General features: G+C 59.8%; 19 protein-coding genes. 13 read left to right on the top strand and 6 right to left on the bottom strand.

Features of this window, described 5'->3' with window-relative positions; translation table 11 throughout:
• Positions 1–13: 13 nt before the first annotated feature.
• Together pyrC and rnt are read left to right on the top strand one after the other, a co-directional pair.
• Entirely contained in the window at positions 14–1,060 is a 1,047-nt protein-coding gene (gene pyrC / locus D8U70_RS06805; protein WP_016773405.1) for a dihydroorotase, read from the top strand.
• Positions 1,057–1,734, top strand: coding sequence for a ribonuclease T (rnt, locus tag D8U70_RS06810; protein ID WP_016773404.1), 678 nt, complete (start codon positions 1,057–1,059; stop codon positions 1,732–1,734). Before pyrC ends, rnt begins: the two co-directional genes overlap by 4 nt.
• A 74-nt stretch (positions 1,735–1,808) precedes the next feature.
• On the opposite strand, the gene D8U70_RS06815 is transcribed toward rnt, so the two are convergent.
• Positions 1,809–2,411, bottom strand: a complete 603-nt coding sequence (locus D8U70_RS06815; protein ID WP_003227723.1) for a peroxiredoxin — start codon at positions 2,409–2,411, stop codon at positions 1,809–1,811.
• 312 nt (positions 2,412–2,723) lie between these two features.
• Here D8U70_RS06815 and D8U70_RS06820 point away from each other — a divergent pair, with 312 nt between their 5' ends.
• Both D8U70_RS06820 and bfr read left to right on the top strand, forming a co-directional pair.
• Entirely contained in the window at positions 2,724–2,942 is a 219-nt protein-coding gene (locus D8U70_RS06820; protein ID WP_003227725.1) for a bacterioferritin-associated ferredoxin, read from the top strand.
• 199 nt (positions 2,943–3,141) lie between these two features.
• Entirely contained in the window at positions 3,142–3,615 is a 474-nt protein-coding gene (gene bfr, locus D8U70_RS06825) for a bacterioferritin (RefSeq protein ID WP_016773403.1), read from the top strand.
• A gap of 101 nt (positions 3,616–3,716) precedes the next feature.
• On the opposite strand, the gene grxD is transcribed toward bfr, so the two are convergent.
• The 3 genes from grxD to D8U70_RS06840 form a co-directional block, all read right to left on the bottom strand.
• Positions 3,717–4,058, bottom strand: coding sequence for a Grx4 family monothiol glutaredoxin (grxD, locus tag D8U70_RS06830; RefSeq protein WP_016773402.1), 342 nt, complete (start codon positions 4,056–4,058; stop codon positions 3,717–3,719).
• A 97-nt stretch (positions 4,059–4,155) separates the two neighbouring features.
• Positions 4,156–6,261 carry a molybdopterin oxidoreductase family protein gene (locus D8U70_RS06835; RefSeq protein WP_130928525.1) on the bottom strand — a complete coding sequence of 702 codons (2,106 nt, stop codon included), beginning with the start codon at positions 6,259–6,261 and terminating at the stop codon, positions 4,156–4,158.
• Between the two features lie 135 nt (positions 6,262–6,396).
• Entirely contained in the window at positions 6,397–6,687 is a 291-nt protein-coding gene (locus tag D8U70_RS06840; protein ID WP_016773401.1) for a hypothetical protein, read from the bottom strand.
• Positions 6,688–7,092: 405 nt separating this feature from the next.
• On the opposite strand from D8U70_RS06840, the gene argF reads away from it, so the two are divergent.
• Positions 7,093–8,013 carry an ornithine carbamoyltransferase gene (gene argF, locus D8U70_RS06845; protein ID WP_024014160.1) on the top strand — a complete coding sequence of 307 codons (921 nt, stop codon included), beginning with the start codon at positions 7,093–7,095 and terminating at the stop codon, positions 8,011–8,013.
• Positions 8,010–9,119 carry an ABC transporter ATP-binding protein gene (locus tag D8U70_RS06850; RefSeq protein ID WP_016773399.1) on the top strand — a complete coding sequence of 370 codons (1,110 nt, stop codon included), beginning with the start codon at positions 8,010–8,012 and terminating at the stop codon, positions 9,117–9,119. Before argF ends, D8U70_RS06850 begins: the two co-directional genes overlap by 4 nt.
• 120 nt (positions 9,120–9,239) lie before the next feature.
• Here the strand turns inward: D8U70_RS06850 and D8U70_RS06860 are convergent, their stop codons facing one another.
• Complete coding sequence (locus D8U70_RS06860) at positions 9,240–10,022, bottom strand: PhzF family phenazine biosynthesis protein (protein ID WP_130888398.1); 783 nt, start codon at positions 10,020–10,022, stop codon at positions 9,240–9,242.
• A 99-nt stretch (positions 10,023–10,121) separates the two neighbouring features.
• Positions 10,122–10,592, bottom strand: a complete 471-nt coding sequence (ybaK, locus tag D8U70_RS06865; protein ID WP_130928526.1) for a Cys-tRNA(Pro) deacylase — start codon at positions 10,590–10,592, stop codon at positions 10,122–10,124.
• A 350-nt stretch (positions 10,593–10,942) separates the two neighbouring features.
• Between ybaK and D8U70_RS06870 the strand changes: the two genes are divergently transcribed.
• The 7 genes from D8U70_RS06870 to D8U70_RS06900 all read left to right on the top strand — a co-directional run.
• Complete coding sequence (locus D8U70_RS06870) at positions 10,943–11,794, top strand: MIP/aquaporin family protein (RefSeq protein ID WP_130928527.1); 852 nt, start codon at positions 10,943–10,945, stop codon at positions 11,792–11,794.
• Positions 11,795–11,871: 77 nt separating this feature from the next.
• A complete protein-coding gene (gene glpK, locus D8U70_RS06875; RefSeq protein ID WP_110646230.1) occupies positions 11,872–13,374 on the top strand; it encodes a glycerol kinase GlpK in 1,503 nt (500 codons plus the stop codon).
• A gap of 95 nt (positions 13,375–13,469) precedes the next feature.
• A complete protein-coding gene (locus D8U70_RS06880) occupies positions 13,470–14,225 on the top strand; it encodes a DeoR/GlpR family transcriptional regulator (RefSeq protein WP_007953179.1) in 756 nt (251 codons plus the stop codon).
• A 249-nt stretch (positions 14,226–14,474) separates the two neighbouring features.
• Positions 14,475–16,010, top strand: coding sequence for a glycerol-3-phosphate dehydrogenase (glpD, locus tag D8U70_RS06885; protein ID WP_130928528.1), 1,536 nt, complete (start codon positions 14,475–14,477; stop codon positions 16,008–16,010).
• A gap of 521 nt (positions 16,011–16,531) precedes the next feature.
• Positions 16,532–17,446 (top strand): glutamate/aspartate ABC transporter substrate-binding protein, encoded by a 915-nt coding sequence (locus tag D8U70_RS06890; RefSeq protein WP_090285892.1) that lies wholly within the window; start codon positions 16,532–16,534, stop codon positions 17,444–17,446.
• A 200-nt stretch (positions 17,447–17,646) separates the two neighbouring features.
• The gene (locus tag D8U70_RS06895; RefSeq protein ID WP_056790046.1) at positions 17,647–18,393 is read left to right on the top strand and encodes an amino acid ABC transporter permease; all 747 of its coding nucleotides are present in this window, start codon (positions 17,647–17,649) and stop codon (positions 18,391–18,393) included.
• On the top strand, positions 18,393–18,642 hold a 250-nt coding region (locus D8U70_RS06900; protein WP_153188967.1), incomplete at its 3' end, for an ABC transporter permease subunit. The genes D8U70_RS06895 and D8U70_RS06900, both read left to right, overlap by 1 nt.

Consider the following 18,642-nt stretch of genomic DNA (forward strand, 5'->3'; position numbering starts at 1 on the left):
CTGGAATCCCCTCATGTCCGACCGCCTGACCCTGCTGCGTCCCGACGACTGGCACATTCATCTTCGCGATGGTGCCGTGTTGACCAATACCGTTGCCGATGTGGCCCGCACCTTCGGGCGCGCGATCATCATGCCGAACCTGGTACCGCCGGTGCGCAACGCCGCTGAAGCCGACGGCTATCGTCAGCGCATTCTCGCTGCCCGCCCGGCCGGCAGTCAGTTCGAGCCGTTGATGGTGCTGTACCTCACCGACCGCACCCAACCGGAAGAAATTCGTCAGGCCAAGGCCAGCGGTTTCGTCTACGCCGCCAAGCTGTACCCGGCCGGCGCGACCACCAACTCCGATTCCGGCGTGACCAGCATCGACAAGATCTTCCCGGCGCTGGAAGCCATGGCCGAAGTCGGCATGCCGCTGTTGATCCACGGTGAAGTCACCCGTGGCGACGTCGATGTATTCGACCGCGAAAAGATTTTCATCGACGAGCACATGCGCCGCGTGGTCGAGCGTTTCCCGACACTGAAAGTGGTGTTCGAACACATCACCACTGGCGACGCCGTGCAGTTCGTCAACGAGGCTTCGGCCAACGTCGGCGCGACCATCACCGCGCATCACCTGCTGTACAACCGCAACCACATGCTGGTCGGTGGGATTCGGCCGCACTTCTACTGCCTGCCGATCCTCAAGCGCAACACCCATCAGGAAGCCTTGCTCGACGCCGCCACCAGTGGCAGCGCCAAGTTCTTCCTCGGCACCGACTCGGCGCCCCACGCCCAGCATGCCAAGGAAGCCGCCTGCGGTTGCGCCGGTTGCTATACCGCTTACGCCGCCATCGAGATGTATGCCGAAGCGTTCGAACAGCGTAACGCGCTGGACAAGCTCGAAGCCTTCGCCAGCCTCAACGGCCCGCGTTTCTACGGCCTGCCGGCAAACACCGATCGCATCACCCTGGTCCGTGAAGAATGGACCGCCCCGACCAGCCTGCCATTTGGCGAGCTGACCGTTATCCCGCTGCGCGCCGGTGAAAAACTGCGCTGGCGCCTGCTGGAGGAACACGCGTGAGTGAAGACAATTTCGACGATGAGCTGGACGGTCAAGGTGGCGGCGGCGGTTCCCGTCACCCGATGGCAGCACGTTTTCGCGGCTACCTGCCGGTTGTCGTCGACGTAGAAACCGGTGGCTTCAACGCAGCCACCGACGCCCTGCTGGAGATTGCCGCGACCACCATCGCCATGGATGAAAAGGGTTTCGTGTACCCGGATCACACCTACTTCTTCCGCGTCGAGCCATTCGAAGGTGCGAACGTTGAAGCGGCAGCGCTGGAGTTCACCGGGATCAAGCTCGATCATCCGCTGCGCATGGCCGTCAGCGAAGAAACCGCGCTGACCGACATCTTCCGTGGCATCCGCAAGGCGCTCAAAGCCAACGGCTGCAAGCGGGCAATTCTGGTCGGACACAACAGCAGTTTCGACCTGGGCTTCCTCAACGCCGCAGTTGCGCGTCTGGACATGAAGCGCAACCCGTTCCACCCGTTCTCCAGTTTCGACACCGCGACCCTGGCGGGTCTGGCGTATGGTCAGACCGTGCTGGCGAAAGCCTGTCAGGCCGCCGGCATCGATTTCGACGGGCGTGAAGCGCACTCGGCGCGTTACGACACCGAAAAGACCGCTGAGCTGTTCTGCGGCATCGTCAATCGCTGGAAGCAGATGGGCGGCTGGGAAGACTTCGACGACTGATCCTCGTCGAGCAAATCCCGCGCATGAAAAAACCGGCCACGTGGGCCGGTTTTTTTGTACCTCGACGTTGCGCCTTACAGGGCCGCAGCGTTCTCGGTCAGGTAAGCCGCAACGCCTTCCGGCGAAGCGTTCATGCCTTTGTCGCCTTTCTTCCAGTTGGCCGGGCAGACTTCGCCGTGCTCTTCGTGGAATTGCAGCGCGTCGACCAGACGGATCAGCTCTTCCATGTTACGGCCCAGCGGCAGGTCGTTGATGATCTGCGAGCGAACCACGCCTTTGTCGTCGATCAGGAACGCGCCACGGAAAGCCACGCCGCCTTCGGATTCAACGTCGTATGCCTTGGCGATGTCGTGCTTCATGTCGGCAGCCATGGTGTATTTCACCTGGCCGATGCCGCCATTGTTCACTGGAGTGTTGCGCCAGGCGTTGTGGGTGAAGTGCGAGTCGATCGACACAGCGATCACTTCAACGTTGCGCGCCTTGAAGTCAGCCATGCGGTTGTCCAGAGCGATCAGCTCGGACGGGCAGACGAAGGTGAAGTCCAGCGGGTAGAAGAACACCAGGCCGTATTTGCCTTTGATGGCCGAGGACAGGGTGAAGCTGTCAACGATCTCGCCATTGCCGAGTACGGCCGGGACGGTGAAGTCTGGGGCTTGTTTGCCTACGAGTACGCTCATTGATATCTCCTGGTGTAGAAACTTGAAGTTCAGGGTCCGGGCCAGCCTGTCACCCTCAGGCGACAGCCCTGTGACACGAACCCTCTTCGCAAGGGACGACCATCATACACTGCGTGTTTGGCCTGTCCGTAACGGATTTTCCCTGTTCGGTTATCCACTGCGTATTCATGCGGTCAGACGAGCATTTGGAAAATACCGTTCGTCAGTCGCCGGGAAATTGGCTGCGAAGCGTTCCGAAAGCACTTTGACAATCATTCTCGTTAACATTAAGATCCATCGCAATTGAGTCACAACCAGCGACGGTTCTTACTTATGTATGTTTGCCTCTGCACTGGCGTCACCGACGGACAGATCCGCGAAGCGATCTATGAAGGTTGCTGCAGCTACAAAGAAGTTCGCCAGGCCACCGGCGTCGCCAGCCAGTGCGGCAAATGCGCCTGCCTTGCCAAGGAAGTGGTGCGCGAAACCCTGACCAAGCTGCAAACCGCCCAGGCCGCGATCCCTTACCCGGTAGAATTTACTGCTGCGTAAATGCCCCCATTTCAAAGAACCGGACTAGATGTCCGGTTTTTTATGCCTGAAAATCAATTGCTTAGCGTCCAGACGCGGAACACAAACATTCTTATTCCGATTAATTTTCATTTATTATTCAATAACTTAGGTTTGACACTCTTAGTTGTGCGGCTCAAACTCTGCCTTATAGACAGCTAATAAAGGGCAGGACCCCATCATGAAAGGCGACATTACAGTCATCCAGCATCTCAACAAGATCCTCGCCAATGAGCTGGTCGCGATCAATCAGTACTTCCTGCATGCGCGCATGTATGAAGATTGGGGTCTGAACAAGCTCGGCAAGCACGAATACCACGAATCCATCGACGAGATGAAACACGCGGACAAGCTGATCAAGCGCATCCTGTTCCTTGAAGGCCTGCCGAACGTTCAGGACTTGGGCAAGCTGCACATCGGCGAGCACACCCGCGAGATGCTCGAATGCGACCTGCGCATCGAAAAGACCGGCCATGCCGACCTGAAAGCCGCCATCGCCCATTGCGAAACCGTTGGTGACTTCGGCAGCCGTGAACTGCTTGAAGACATTCTCGAGTCGGAAGAAGAACACATCGACTGGCTGGAAACCCAGCTCGGCCTGATCGACAAGATCGGCCTGGAAAACTATCTGCAGTCGCAGATGGGCGAAGAGTGATCTGACCCTCGCAAGATACTAAAAAGCCCCGCCCTCTTTCGAGGTGCGGGGCTTTTTTATCGCCGGGATTTCAGAGGTTGCGAAATCCCTGCAAGAGCGAATCAGGCTTCGGACTTGTTCGCCGCTGCCGCTTCGACAGCCGCCTTGATGGTGCTTTGCAGCGAACCGTCTGCAGCCATCTCGGTCATGATGTCGCTGCCGCCAACCAGCTCACCGCCGACCCACAGTTGCGGGAAAGTCGGCCAGTTGGCGTACTTCGGCAGGTTGGCGCGGATTTCCGGGTTCTGCAGGATGTCCACGTACGCGAACTTTTCACCACAGGCCATCACGGCTTGCGCAGCTTTTGCGGAGAAGCCGCACTGCGGGGCATTCGGCGAGCCTTTCATGTAAAGCAGAATGGTGTTGTTGGCAATCTGCTCTTTAATCGTTTCGATGATATCCATGGAGCACCTCGGCTGAACTTTCCGACTCAGAGGTCGGCACGGTGGCGCATTGTAACGGAATCCCGAGCGCCATGCTCGGTCTCCCCGACAGACCCGCTCAGGCCGCCGCCACGGTCACCGGCACACCGTTCAACGCCGCGTTGCCCGACAGTTCGTCAAGCTGACACTCGTCGGTCAGGTCGTTGGCGCTTGACCCCGGCTGGCCGCTGGCGATCGCCATCTGCACGCCCGGGCGCGCGTGGCCCCAACCGTGCGGCAGGCTGACCACGCCTTTCATCATGTCGAGACTGGCGAGCACTTCCACCTCGATCTGGCCGACCCGCGAACTCACCCGAACCCGTTGGCCATCAGCCAGACCACGGCTGGCCAGGTCATCCGGGTGCATCAGCAACTGATGCCGTGGCTTGCCTTTCACCAGCCGATGAAAATTGTGCATCCACGAATTGTTGCTGCGTACATGGCGGCGACCGATCATCAACAATTCATCGGCTGCCGGCGCCTGCAACGCGGCAAAGCGTGCGAGGTCGGCGAGAATTTCCGGCGGTGCGGCCTGGATACGCTGATTCGGCGTTTTCAGACGTGACGCCAGATTCGGCTTCAGCGCCCCAAGATCAATGCCGTGCGGATGATCGAACAGCGTCGCCAGCGACAACTTGTGCTCGGACGCATCGCCGTAGCGGCCCATGCGCAGGCCCATGTCGATCATCTTCGCCGGCGGCATCGTCGGTTTCAGTTCTTTACCGGTTTTCTCGGCGAAGGCCTTGGCCAGCCCGACGAAGATCTCCCAATCATGCAAAGCCCCCTCGGGCTTGCCGAGGATGGCGCGATTGAAGCGGGTCACGTTACGCACCGCGAACAGGTTGAAAGTGGTGTCGTAGTGGTCGTTTTCCAGCGCCGAGGTCGACGGCAGGATCAGATCGGCATAGCGCGTGGTTTCGTTGATGTACAGGTCGATGCTGAGCATGAAGTCGAGGCCGTCCAGCGCCTGCTCCAACTGCCGGCCGTTGGGTGTCGACAACACCGGGTTGCCGGCCACGGTGATCAGCGCGCGGATCTGCCCCTCGCCCTCCGTGAGCATCTCTTCGGCCAGTGCCGAGACCGGCAACTCGCCGCCGTATTCCGGACGACCGGAAACCCGGCTCTGCCATTTGTTGAAATGCCCGCCCGAGGTCGACGCCACCAGATCCACAGCGGGTTCGGTGCACAGTGCACCGCCAACGCGGTCGAGATTGCCGGTGACCAGATTGATCAACTGCACCACCCAGTGACAGAGGGTGCCGAAGGCCTGGGTCGAGACGCCCATGCGCCCATAGCAGACCGCACTCGGTGCGGCAGCGAAGTCGCGCGCCAGTTGGCGAATCTGTTCGGCAGGCACCGCGCAGAGCGGGCTCATCGCTTCGGCACTAAACGCAGCCACGGCGCTGCGCACCTCGTCGAGGCCATCGACCGGCAAATGGCTGTCGCGGGTCAGGCCTTCGCTGAACAGCGTATTGAGCATGCCGAACAGCAACGCCGCATCGCCGCCCGGGCGGACGAACACGTGCTGATCGGCCATCGCTGCGGTTTCGCTGCGGCGCGGATCGACTACCACCACTTTGCCGCCGCGCGCCTGAATCGCCTTCAGGCGCTTCTCGACGTCCGGCACGGTCATGATGCTGCCGTTGGACGCCAGCGGATTGCCGCCGAGGATCAGCATGAAGTCGGTGTGATCGATGTCCGGAATCGGCAATAGCAAACCGTGGCCATACATCAGATAGCTGCTGAGGTGGTGTGGCAGTTGATCGACCGACGTTGCCGAGTAGCGATTGCGAGTTTTCAGCAACCCCAGGAAGTAATTGCTGTGGGTCATCAGGCCGTAGTTGTGCACGCTCGGATTGCCCTGATACACCGCAACGGCGTTCTGCCCGTGATGTTCCTGAATCGCCGCGAGTTTCTCGGCCACCAGCGCAAACGCCTCGTCCCATTCGATCGGCAGCCATTCGCTGCCGACGCGGCGCATCGGCTGACGCAGGCGATCGGGATCGTTCTGAATATCTTGCAGGGCCACGGCTTTCGGGCAGATATGGCCGCGGCTGAAGGTGTCGAGGGCATCACCCTTGATGGAGGTGATCGCGACGTTGCCATCGGTTTCCGTGGTTTCGATGGTCAGGCCGCAAATGGCTTCGCACAGGTGGCATGCACGGTGGTGAAGAGTCTTGGTCATGGCCAGTCTCTGTCTTGTTCGGGAGCAGGCAATCACGCCCGCGGGAACAAAACTATGGCCCGTGCGCAGAGACGGCGCCAGCGACGTTCGTCTTGTGAATCGACGGTTATCAGGACAGCCGATAAATCGCCGCGATCAGTTCGGCGGCAACTGCGGCGGTGCCGCCAGCTGGATCTCCTGGATGGTTTCTATCTGCTCATGGGCGACGTGCACGCCGGTGAGCTCGCCGATCAACCGCCAGTGCTCATCGAGCCCGGCGCTGATGGTGGCCATGCGATCGATCATGTGCCGACCGGCGGATTTGACCACTTCGTCGTCACTGCGCAGCAACTCGAAAGACATCGAGGTGACGGACGCGGTGAGATGGGTCAGGGAGCGAGCCGTGTGGCCCAGCAGTTCCATTAACAGTTGTTCTTTCGATTCCATGCGGAGGCTTCCTGCGTCGCTCGAAACTTATTTATAACCCAGCACTTTGCTTTAGCAAATGTTTCAGTCTGAACATCCGACCAAGCGAATCGGTGGCGCCGCGTTCGTAAACCGACCAGGACCGCTGCGTTGCCGTCGCGGCGCATTGCCAAGCCCGGCGGCGCCAGTGTACAAAGAGGCTCACCGCTGTACTGAATCCGGCTTCACATGCGTGATCGAAATGCCCGGTCCGCGCTCCGAATCCCGCTGACAAAAGTACCCTATTGGAAAAACGCGACATTTAGTGTCAATATCGCGCCTTCCCCTATTTCGTCGCCCCGTGCGGCTTACGCCGCAGGTCTCGCCCGTTGTTCCGTTAAACAAGGCTTTGAGCATCTGCGGTCTGTAGCAAAAAGGTAGTCAATGATGAGCGCAAGGCACTTTCTCTCCCTGATGGATTGCACGCCCGAAGAGCTGGTCAGCGTGATCCGTCGAGGCGTTGAGCTCAAGGACCTGCGTAACCGCGGCGTACTGTTCGAGCCTCTGAAAAACCGCGTGCTGGGGATGATCTTCGAAAAATCCTCGACCCGCACCCGGATCTCCTTCGAGGCCGGCATGATCCAGCTCGGCGGCCAGGCAATCTTCCTGTCCCCGCGCGATACCCAACTGGGCCGTGGCGAGCCGATCAGCGATTGCGCCATTGTCATGTCGAGCATGCTCGATGCGGTGATGATCCGCACCTTCGCCCACAGCACCCTCACCGAATTCGCCGCCAACTCGCGGGTGCCGGTGATCAACGGCCTGTCCGATGATCTGCACCCTTGCCAGTTGCTCGCCGACATGCAGACCTTCCTCGAACACCGTGGCTCGATCCAGGGCAAGACCGTGGCCTGGATCGGTGACGGCAACAACATGTGCAACAGCTATATAGAAGCGGCGATCCAGTTCGACTTCCAGTTGCGCGTTGCCTGCCCGGAAGGCTACGAGCCGAACCCGGAATTCGTCGCCCAGGCTGGTGATCGCGTGACCATCGTCCGCGATCCGCAAGACGCCGTGCGTGGCGCGCATCTGGTCAGCACCGACGTCTGGACTTCGATGGGCCAGGAAGAGGAAACTGCCAAGCGCCTCAAGCTGTTCGCGCCGTTCCAGGTCAACCGTGCCCTGCTCGACCTCGCTGCCGAGGACGTGCTGTTCATGCACTGCCTGCCGGCGCACCGTGGCGAAGAAATCAGTCTCGACCTGCTCGATGACCCGCGCTCCGTCGCCTGGGATCAGGCAGAAAACCGTCTCCACGCACAGAAGGCCCTGCTCGAGTTCCTCGTCGAACCGGCATATCACCACGCATGAGCCATGAATTACTGCTGAACCTGCGCAACCTCGCTTGCGGCTATCAAGATCAACGCGTAGTGCAGAACCTCAATCTGCACCTCAACGCCGGCGACATCGGCTGCCTGCTCGGCTCGTCCGGCTGCGGCAAGACCACCACCCTGCGCGCCATCGCCGGTTTCGAACCGGTGCACGAAGGCGAAATCACCCTCGGTGGCGAAACCCTCTCCAGCGCCGGTTTCACCCTGGCGCCGGAGAAACGCCGGATCGGCATGGTGTTTCAGGATTACGCGCTGTTCCCGCACCTGAGCGTGGCCGACAACATCGCTTTCGGCATTCGCAAGCACCCTAACAAGGCGCGCGTGGTCGAAGAGCTGCTGGAACTGGTCAACCTGAAAAACCTCGGCAAGCGCTTCCCCCACGAGCTGTCCGGCGGCCAGCAACAGCGGGTCGCCCTCGCCCGCGCCCTGGCGCCGGAACCGCAGCTGTTGCTGCTCGACGAGCCGTTCTCCAACCTCGATGGCGAACTGCGCCGCAAGCTCAGCCATGAGGTACGCGACATCCTCAAGGCCCGTGGTACCAGTGCGATTCTGGTCACCCACGATCAGGAAGAAGCCTTCGCCGTCAGCGATCACGTTGGCGTGTTCAAGGAAGGTCGGCTGGAACAGTGGGACACGCCCTACAACCTCTACCACGAACCGGCGACGCCGTATGTCGCCAGTTTCATCGGTCAGGGTTACTTCATTCGCGGTCAGCTCGTCACCCCGGAATCGGTGCAGACCGAGCTGGGTGAACTGCGCGGCAATCGCGCCTACACCTGGCCGATTGGCGGTGCGGTGGATGTGCTGTTGCGTCCGGATGACATTGTTTATGCACCGGACAGCGCATTGCAGGCGCAGATTGTCGGCAAGACATTCCTCGGCGCGGCGACCTTGTATCGCCTGCAACTGCCGACCGGTGCACAACTGGAATCGATCTTTCCGAGCCATGCCGATCATCTGGTTGGCGCCCAGGTCGGGATTCGCGTAGCGGCGGATCACCTGGTGCTGTTCCAGGCTTCGGGGAGCACTGCGGCACAGATCCCGGCGGTGGAAAACGGCGTCCGTCGATTCAGCACCAGCCTTTGATCCGCACTGGATAAAAATTGTGGGAGCGAGCCTGCTCGCGAATGCGGTGTTTCAGTCGCCGAAGATGTTGACTGAAAGAGCGCTTTCGCGAGCAGGCTCGTTCCCACAGTTGGTATTGCCTCAGCCTAAAAACAGGGTACCGCTGGCCACCAGCGTCGCATTGCCGCCAATCTTCACCCGCTCACCTTCCAGCCGACAGAACAACTCCCCGCCCCGCGCCGAGCGCTGGCACGCGGTCAGGTTCGATTTGCCCAGACGTTTGGCCCAGTACGGAATCAGGCTGCAATGGGTCGAGCCGGTCACCGGGTCTTCGTTGATACCGATCGCCGGGGCGAAATAGCGCGAGACGAAGTCATGCTGGTTGCCGCGCGCAGTGACAATCGCCCCCAGCCACGGCAGTTTCGCCAGCGCCGCCATGTCCGGTTTACAGTCGAGCACCGCCTGTTCCGAGTCCAGCACGACGAACAGTTCGTTGGAGCCGAGAACGTCGACAGCCTCAACGCCGAGCGCCCGCTCGACATCCAGCGTCACGCCGATTTCCGACGGCACGATGGTCGGAAAATCCAGCCACAAGCGGTCGCCTTCGCGGCTGACACTCAGCGGCCCGGACTTGCAGGTGAAGTCGATGCGCTCGGCACTTTCCTTATAGATTTCGAACAGTACAAACGCGCTGGCCAGGGTCGCATGCCCGCACAGCGGCACTTCGGTGGTCGGGGTGAACCAGCGGATATGCCAGGCCTGGCCTTCGCGCACCAGAAACGCAGTCTCCGCCAGGTTGTGTTCGGCGGCGATCTTCTGCATCAAGTCATCGGCCAGCCAGCTGTCGAGCCGATAGACCATCGCCGGGTTGCCACTGAACGGCCGATCACTGAACGCGTCGACCTGATGAAACGCAAGCTGCATGATTTTCTCCCTGAGTTGGTCGACCGAGCATGCAACGGCGGCCCGGATCAGTGCCAGTGACAGAAGCGCAATTTTTTCTTCATACAGCCGGCGCGCATTTTAAGCCCGGCCGATATCGGCGAACTGCGCCTGGGTGTGCTCGGCCAGCACCGCCGGCGCCAATTCCACTTCCAGTCCTCGCCGCCCGGCACTCACATAGATAGTCGCGAACCCCTGAGCGGAATTGTCGATGAAGGTGCGCAGGCGTTTCTTCTGCCCGAGCGGGCTGATGCCGCCCAACAGGTAGCCGGTGGAGCGTTGCGCGGCAGCGGGATCAGCCATTTCGGCTTTCTTCACTCCGGCGGCATGGGCCAGGCCCTTGAGGTCGAGCGTTCCGACGACCGGCACCACAGCCACCAGCAGTTCGCCTTTTTCACTGGCGGCCAGCAGGGTTTTGAACACTTGCGCCGGTGCGAGCCTGAGCTTCTCCGCCGCCTCCAGCCCATAGGACGCGGCCTTCGGATCATGTTCGTAACTGTGCACGCGATGTTCGGCACGAACTTTTTTCAACAAGTCCAACGCAGGGGTCATGGCAGCTCCGGGTTCGGCAATCTTTGAAAAACCTGCGGCGGATTCTAGGTCATCGTTGGGCAAAAGGCTCTATTCCAAGCCGCGAATCCCGTGGCCTCGCGCTGCATTCAAGCCGTTCGCGCCGCTGATCATTCACACGGCGAATAGTTTTATTGTGACCGACGGTTCACTTTCGACCTTTGACAGGTTTGTTTCTTGTCTATATTTTTTCGAATCTGAATAATGTAAGAATCATGCTCCGCGCTGTACCCAGCAGTAACCCGGGAACCGAATGGGGATTCCGACCCGGTGAAGATCGCGCCCTGCTCCGTTGGCAAGGCGCTACACAAGAAAAAGAACCGAGGTTTTCAATGACAGCTGCTTTACCGCAACCATCGCTTTCCGGCCAATGCATGGCCGAATTCCTGGGCACCGCCCTTCTGATCTTCTTCGGCACCGGTTGTGTCGCCGCGCTCAAAGTCGCGGGCGCCAGCTTCGGCCTGTGGGAGATCAGCATCATCTGGGGTGTCGGCGTGAGCATGGCGATCTACCTCACCGCCGGGGTTTCCGGCGCGCACCTGAACCCGGCCGTGAGCATTGCTCTGGCAATCTTCGCTGACTTCGAAAAGCGCAAACTGCCGTTCTACATCATTTCGCAGATCGCCGGCGCCTTCTGCGGCGCATTGCTGGTCTACACGCTCTACAGCAATCTGTTCTTCGATTACGAACAAACCCATCAGATGGTTCGTGGCTCGGCTGCCAGCCTGGAATTGGCCTCGGTGTTCTCGACCTACCCGAACCCAGCGCTGTCGACGGCCCAGGCATTTCTGGTCGAGATGATCATCACCGCGATCCTGATGGGCGTGATCATGGCCCTGACCGATGACAACAACGGCCTGCCACGCGGCCCGATGGCGCCGCTGCTGATCGGTTTGCTGATTGCCGTGATCGGCAGTGCGATGGGTCCGCTGACCGGTTTCGCGATGAACCCTGCGCGTGACTTCGGTCCGAAACTGATGACTTTCTTTACCGGTTGGGGTGAAATTTCCTTCACTGGCGGCCGAGATATTCCGTATTTCCTGATTCCGATTTTTGCACCGATTGTCGGTGCCTGCCTCGGCGCTGCCGGGTATCGCGGGCTGATTGCCCGTCACCTGACCGGCGCCACACCTGCTACAAAGGATGCAGAACCGGCCATTGACGGCAAACCAAGAACTTCTTGAAACAGTCGGCGCCGGCTCCTGCCCATCCGAGCCGGCGCCACGGCCCACTCTCGTTTTTTTCGTCCAAGGCAATCGACATGACCGACATTCAGAACAAGAACTACATCATTGCCCTTGATCAGGGTACGACCAGCTCGCGCGCGATCATCTTCGACCGCGACGCGAACGTGGTCTGCACCGCGCAGCGCGAATTCGTTCAGCATTACCCGCAAGCCGGTTGGGTCGAGCACGACCCGATGGAAATTTTCGCCACCCAGAGCGCGGTGATGGTTGAAGCGCTGGCCCAGGCCGGCCTGCATCATGACCAGGTCGCCGCCATCGGTATCACCAACCAGCGTGAAACCACTGTGGTCTGGGACAAGACCACTGGCCGTCCGATCTACAACGCGATCGTCTGGCAGTGCCGCCGCAGCACCGAGATCTGCCAGCAGCTCAAGCGCGATGGCCACGAAGACTACATCCGCGACACCACCGGCCTGGTCACCGACCCGTACTTCTCCGGCACCAAACTGAAGTGGATCCTCGACAATGTCGAAGGCAGCCGCGAGCGTGCGCGCAACGGCGAACTGCTGTTCGGCACCGTCGATAGCTGGTTGATCTGGAAATTCACCGGCGGCAAGGTGCACGTCACCGACTACACCAACGCCTCGCGCACCATGCTCTTCAACATTCACTCGCTGGAGTGGGATTCGAAGATGCTGGAGATCCTCGACATCCCCCGCGAGATGCTCCCGGAAGTCAAAGCTTCCTCGGAAATCTACGGTCGCACCAAGAGCGGCATCGCCATCGGCGGTATCGCCGGCGACCAGCAGGCAGCACTGTTCGGCCAGATGTGCGTGGAGCCGGGCCAGGCGAAAAACACCTACGGCACCGGTTGCTTCCTGCTGATGAACACCGGCGACAAAGCAGTGAAATCCCAGCATGGCATGCTCACCACCATCGCCTGCGGCCCGCGCGGCGAAGTTGCCTACGCACTCGAAGGTGCCGTGTTCAACGGCGGTTCGACCGTGCAATGGCTGCGCGATGAACTGAAAATCGTCAACGACGCCCACGACACCGAATACTTTGCCAACAAGGTCAAGGACAGCAACGGCGTGTATCTGGTGCCGGCGTTTACCGGTCTCGGCGCACCGTACTGGGACCCGTATGCCCGTGGCGCGCTGTTCGGCCTGACGCGCGGCGTACGCGTCGATCACATCATCCGCGCCGCGCTGGAATCGATCGCCTACCAGACCCGCGACGTACTCGACGCCATGCAACAGGATTCCGGCGAACGCCTCAAAGCCCTGCGCGTGGACGGCGGCGCGGTGGCGAACAACTTCCTCATGCAGTTCCAGGCCGACATCCTCGGCACCCAGGTCGAACGCCCGCAAATGCGCGAAACCACCGCACTCGGCGCGGCTTATCTGGCCGGTCTGGCCTGCGGTTTCTGGGGCAGCCTGGAAGAATTGCGCGGCAAGGCAGTGATCGAGCGCGAGTTCGAACCGAGCCTGGACGAAACCGAGAAAGAGAAACTCTACAAAGGCTGGAAAAAAGCCGTCAGCCGCACCCGTGACTGGGCGCGTGAGGACGCTGAATAAGCCAGCCTTGAGTTACACATAGGTATCTAACTGGTCGGGAGCGGATTCCTGCGGCATCATGGGCAAATTTTGCACGGCAGCCCAAAGGAAGCCCCATGAATCTGCCTCCCCGTCAGCAGCAAATCCTTGAGCTGGTCCGCGAACGCGGCTATGTGAGCATCGAGGAGATGGCCACACTGTTCGTTGTCACCCCGCAAACCATCCGCCGCGACATCAATCAGCTCGCGGAAGCCAATCTGCTGCGTCGCTACCACGGTGGCGCCGCGTACGATTCCAGTGTCGAAAACACCGCGTATGCGATGCGCGCCGATCAGATGCGCGACGAAAAACAACGCATCGGCGAAGCCATCGCCGCACAGATCCCCGATCACGCCTCGCTGTTCATCAATATCGGTACCACCACCGAATCGATCGCCCGCGCCCTGCTCAATCACAGTCACCTGAAAATCATCACCAACAACCTGCACGTCGCCTCGATGCTCAGCGCCAAGGATGATTTCGATGTGCTGCTGACCGGCGGCAATGTAAGGCGGGACGGCGGTGTGGTCGGTCAGGCGAGTGTGGATTTCATCAATCAGTTCAAGGTCGATTTCGCCTTGGTCGGGATCAGCGGGATCGATGAGGACGGCAGCCTGCTCGACTTCGATTATCAGGAAGTACGGGTCAGCCAGGCGATCATTGCCAATGCGCGGCAGGTGATTCTGGCGGCGGACTCGAGCAAGTTCGGGCGTAACGCGATGATTCGACTGGGGCCGATCAGCCTGATCGATTGCCTGGTCACCGATCAGCAGCCGGTACCGGCGCTGGCGCAGTTGTTGAGTCAGCACAAGATTCGGCTGGAAGTCGTTTAACGCTTCCAGGCATCAAAAGATCGCAGCCTTCGGCAGCTCCTACATCTGGAATGCATTCCTCCTGTAGGAGCTGCCGAAGGCTGCGATCTTTTGCTTTTAATGTTCGGATATTTTCCTTTCTAGGCCCTTCGATGAGTTTTTTCAATCGAACGCGACTGGCTGCGCGCGTGTTTATGGGCTACCATTTTCGCAAATGAACATTAATGTTCGATTTCCAAGACATAAAATCAAAAGAACCGAGGCCAGCCGATGTCCACCTCTACCTTGCGTACGCCCCCTCTCTCCGAGATCTATGATGTTGCCGTGATTGGCGGCGGGATCAATGGCGTGGGGATCGCAGCGGATGCCGCCGGTCGCGGTCTTTCGGTGTTCCTTTGCGAAAAAGACGACCTGGCCAGCCACACCTCGTCGGCCAGCAGCAAGCTGATCCACGGTGGCCTGCGCTATCTGGAGCATTACGAATTCCGTCTGGTGCGCGAAGCGCTGGCCGAGCGCGAAGTGCTGCTGGCGAAAGCGCCGCACATCGTCAAACCGATGCGTTTCGTCCTGCCGCACCGCCCGCACCTGCGTCCAGCGTGGATGATTCGTGCCGGCCTGTTCCTTTACGACAACCTCGGCAAGCGCGAAAAATTGCCGGGTTCGAAAAGCCTGAAGTTCGGCGCCGACAGCGCGCTGAAAAGCGAAATCAAGAAAGGCTTCGAATACTCCGACTGCTGGGTCGATGACGCCCGCCTCGTGGTCCTGAACGCTATGGCCGCCCGCGAAAAAGGCGCCCACATTCATACCCAGACCCGCTGCGTCAGTGCACGCCGCACCAAAGGTTTGTGGCATCTGCATCTGGAGCGCGCCGACGGCAGCCTGTTTTCGATCACCGCCAAAGCACTGGTCAACGCCGCCGGTCCGTGGGTGGCGAAGTTCATTCGTGACGACCTGAAGATGGAATCGCCGTATGGCATCCGTCTGATCCAGGGCAGCCACATCATCGTGCCGAAACTGTACGAAGGCGAGCATGCGCACATTCTGCAAAACGAAGATCAGCGCATCGTTTTCACCATTCCGTACCTGAACCACTTCACCCTGATCGGCACCACCGACCGCGAGTACACCGGCGACCCGGCGAAAGTGGCGATCACCGAAGGCGAAACCGATTACGTGCTGAAAGTGGTCAACGCCCACTTCAAGAAGCAGCTCAGCCGCGAAGACATCCTGCACAGTTACTCGGGCGTTCGGCCCCTGTGCAACGACGAATCCGACAACCCGTCGGCAGTGACCCGCGATTACACCCTTGCGCTGTCGGGCAGTACAGAAGAAGCGCCGCTGCTGTCGGTGTTCGGTGGCAAGCTGACCACTTACCGCAAACTCGCCGAGTCGGCGATGGCGCAGTTGATGCCGTTCTTCACCCAGATGCGCCCAAGCTGGACCGCGACCGCCACCCTGCCCGGTGGCGAAGACATGACCACGCCAGAGGCGCTGAGCGCGCGAATTCGTGACAAGTTCGATTTCGTCCCGACTGAAATCGCCCGGCGCTGGGCCGTCACCTACGGCAGCCGCACCTGGCGCATGCTCGAAGGCGTGGAAAGCCTGGCCGACATGGGTGAGCACATCGGAGGCGGGCTCTACACCCGCGAAGTCGATTACCTGTGCAGCGAAGAATGGGCGACCACGGCGCATGACATCCTGTGGCGCCGCACCAAGCTAGGCTTGTTCACCACAGCGCAGGAGCAGCAGAAGCTCGCGACGTATCTGGGCAAGGTTGAGCAGAACCGGAAGATCGAGGCGGCTTGATCTCACCGTTCAAACGAAAGCCCCTGCATCGAGAGATTCAGGGGCTTTTTGTTATGTGGACTTTGTTGAACCTGATTGGGGCAGTAAGATCTTTTCCCCCTCACCCCAGCCCTCTCCCCCAAGGGGTAGAGGGGGAAAGGGAGCCGATCTCCGTGGGTTGCAAAGTCCGAGGTCGACTCGGTATCTCGCGTCGCCGTAACTCGACCATCCACCGCAGTCAGTCCCCTCTCCCTCCGGGAGAGGGTTAGGGTGAGGGGCTTTTGATCGTTCGGTTTTCCGAACGCGACTCCACGGTCGATTCGGTTAACCGGATCACATCCTCGACGAACTACCGCCATAAAACTTTAATAACGTTATAAAACAAATGGTTAACCGTTTGTGACTGGTCTGGCACGAGTCATGCTCTACACTCTCTCGACGAATGCCTGCTGTGCCGACACTTCAGGAGCCGTCAGGCATTCGAAGCACAAAAAGGGCCGACAAACTGGCTCCATAAAAAAAACAATGTCGAGGAAAATTTGATGCGCATCGTTCCCCATATCCTGGGCGCAGCCATTGCTGCCGCTCTGATCAGCACGCCAGTTTTCGCCGCCGAACTCACCGGCACCCTGAAGAAGATCAAAGAGTCCGGTGTCATCACCCTGGGCCACCGTGACGCCTCCATTCCGTTCTCCTACATCGCTGATGCATCCGGCAAGCCGGTCGGCTACTCGCACGACATCCAGCTGGCAATCGTCGAAGCGATCAAGAAAGACCTCGACCTGCCGAACCTGCAAGTCAAATACAACCTCGTTACCTCGCAGACCCGTATCCCGCTGGTGCAGAACGGCACCGTGGACGTCGAGTGCGGTTCGACCACCAACAACGTCGAGCGTCAGCAGCAGGTCGACTTCTCCGTCGGCATCTTCGAAATCGGTACCCGTCTGCTGTCCAAGAAAGACTCCAAGTACAAGGATTTCGACGATCTGAAAGGCAAGAACGTCGTAACCACCGCCGGCACCACCTCCGAGCGCATCCTCAAGGCGATGAACGCCGACAAGCAGATGGGCATGAACGTCATCTCCGCCAAAGACCACGGCGAGTCCTTCCAGATGCTGGAATCGGGCCGTGCCGTTGCGTTCATGATGGATGACGCGCTGCTGGCCGGCGAAGCCGCCAAGGCCAAGAAAGCCGCCGATTGGGAAGTGACCGGCACGCCACAGTCGTACGAAATCTACGGCTGCATGATGCGCAAAGGCGACGAGCCGTTCAAAAAGGCTGTGGATGACGCGATCAAGGCCACCTACGCTTCGGGCGAAATCAACAAGATCTACGAGAAGTGGTTCATGCAGCCGATTCCGCCAAAAGGCCTGAACCTGAACTTCCCGATGAGCGACGAGCTCAAGACCCTGATCGCCAATCCGACCGACAAAGCGGCTGACGACAAGAAGTCCTGATTTTCTGTCTAACCTTATCCCCTGAGGAGGCGCCTGCCTTTTCAGGGGATGGTCACTCCCTGCTGGCATTTTTCTGGAAACACTCGAACCGGTGGCTGTCGAGCCGATCGCGTGTGCCCGGTCTTTGAAAAAAGACTGGGGAGGGAACGGAGTTCCCCAGGCGGGCACTTGTACATCGATCGAATCGAGGGGAGACCCTAATGAATTACAACTGGGACTGGGGCGTGTTCTTCAAGTCCACCGGCGTGGGCAGCGAGACCTATCTCGACTGGTTCATCTCCGGTCTGGGCTGGACCATCGCCATCGCCGTCGTGGCGTGGATCATCGCCCTGCTGCTCGGCTCGCTGCTGGGCATCATGCGCACCGTGCCGAACCGCATCGTATCGGGCATCGCGACCTGCTACGTCGAGCTGTTCCGTAACGTGCCGCTGCTGGTGCAGCTGTTCATCTGGTACTTTCTGGTGCCCGATCTGCTGCCGCCGGATCTGCAGGAGTGGTACAAGCAGGACCTCAACCCGACCACTTCGGCCTACCTCAGCGTTGTCGTCTGCCTCGGTCTGTTCACCGCCGCCCGTGTCTGCGAGCAAGTGCGCACCGGTATCCAGGCACTGCCTCGTGGCCAGGAATCCGCCGCCCGCGCGATGGGTTTCAAACTGCCGCAGATCTACTGGAACGTGCTGCTGCCCCAGGCCTACCGGATCATCATTCCGCCGCTCACCTCGGAATTCCTCAACGTGTTCAAGAACTCCTCCGTGGCGTCCCTGATCGGTTTGATGGAATTGCTGGCGCAGACCAAACAGACCGCCGAGTTCTCGGCCAACCTGTTCGAAGCGTTCACCCTGGCAACCCTGATCTATTTCACCCTCAACATGAGCCTGATGCTGCTGATGCGCCTGGTCGAGAAAAAAGTCGCGGTGCCCGGCCTGATCTCCGTGGGGGGTAAATAATGGAATTCGATTTCAGTGGCATCGTCCCGGCCATTCCTGGTTTGTGGAACGGTATGGTGATGACTCTCAAGCTGATGGCCATGGGCGTGATCGGCGGGATGATTCTCGGCACGATCCTCGCGCAGTGCCGTTTGTCGCACAACAAGCTGCTGTCGAGCATCGCTGGCGCCTACGTCAACTATTTCCGCTCGATTCCGCTGCTGCTGGTGATCACCTGGTTCTACCTGGCGGTGCCGTTCGTGCTGCGCT

It is taken from the genome of Pseudomonas sp. Sample_20, assembly GCF_004307585.1.
GTDB classification, from domain to species: domain Bacteria; phylum Pseudomonadota; class Gammaproteobacteria; order Pseudomonadales; family Pseudomonadaceae; genus Aquipseudomonas; species Aquipseudomonas atacamensis.

Coding starts and splice junctions, on each gene's coding strand:
- pyrC (WP_016773405.1), top strand. CDS start 14: ATGTCCGACCGCCTGACCCTGCTGCGTCCCGACGACTGGCACATTCAT.
- D8U70_RS06815 (WP_003227723.1), bottom strand. CDS start 2,411: ATGAGCGTACTCGTAGGCAAACAAGCCCCAGACTTCACCGTCCCGGCC.
- D8U70_RS06820 (WP_003227725.1), top strand. CDS start 2,724: ATGTATGTTTGCCTCTGCACTGGCGTCACCGACGGACAGATCCGCGAA.
- bfr (WP_016773403.1), top strand. CDS start 3,142: ATGAAAGGCGACATTACAGTCATCCAGCATCTCAACAAGATCCTCGCC.
- grxD (WP_016773402.1), bottom strand. CDS start 4,058: ATGGATATCATCGAAACGATTAAAGAGCAGATTGCCAACAACACCATT.
- D8U70_RS06835 (WP_130928525.1), bottom strand. CDS start 6,261: ATGACCAAGACTCTTCACCACCGTGCATGCCACCTGTGCGAAGCCATT.
- D8U70_RS06840 (WP_016773401.1), bottom strand. CDS start 6,687: ATGGAATCGAAAGAACAACTGTTAATGGAACTGCTGGGCCACACGGCT.
- argF (WP_024014160.1), top strand. CDS start 7,093: ATGAGCGCAAGGCACTTTCTCTCCCTGATGGATTGCACGCCCGAAGAG.
- D8U70_RS06850 (WP_016773399.1), top strand. CDS start 8,010: ATGAGCCATGAATTACTGCTGAACCTGCGCAACCTCGCTTGCGGCTAT.
- D8U70_RS06860 (WP_130888398.1), bottom strand. CDS start 10,022: ATGCAGCTTGCGTTTCATCAGGTCGACGCGTTCAGTGATCGGCCGTTC.
- ybaK (WP_130928526.1), bottom strand. CDS start 10,592: ATGACCCCTGCGTTGGACTTGTTGAAAAAAGTTCGTGCCGAACATCGC.
- D8U70_RS06870 (WP_130928527.1), top strand. CDS start 10,943: ATGACAGCTGCTTTACCGCAACCATCGCTTTCCGGCCAATGCATGGCC.
- glpK (WP_110646230.1), top strand. CDS start 11,872: ATGACCGACATTCAGAACAAGAACTACATCATTGCCCTTGATCAGGGT.
- D8U70_RS06880 (WP_007953179.1), top strand. CDS start 13,470: ATGAATCTGCCTCCCCGTCAGCAGCAAATCCTTGAGCTGGTCCGCGAA.
- glpD (WP_130928528.1), top strand. CDS start 14,475: ATGTCCACCTCTACCTTGCGTACGCCCCCTCTCTCCGAGATCTATGAT.
- D8U70_RS06890 (WP_090285892.1), top strand. CDS start 16,532: ATGCGCATCGTTCCCCATATCCTGGGCGCAGCCATTGCTGCCGCTCTG.
- D8U70_RS06895 (WP_056790046.1), top strand. CDS start 17,647: ATGAATTACAACTGGGACTGGGGCGTGTTCTTCAAGTCCACCGGCGTG.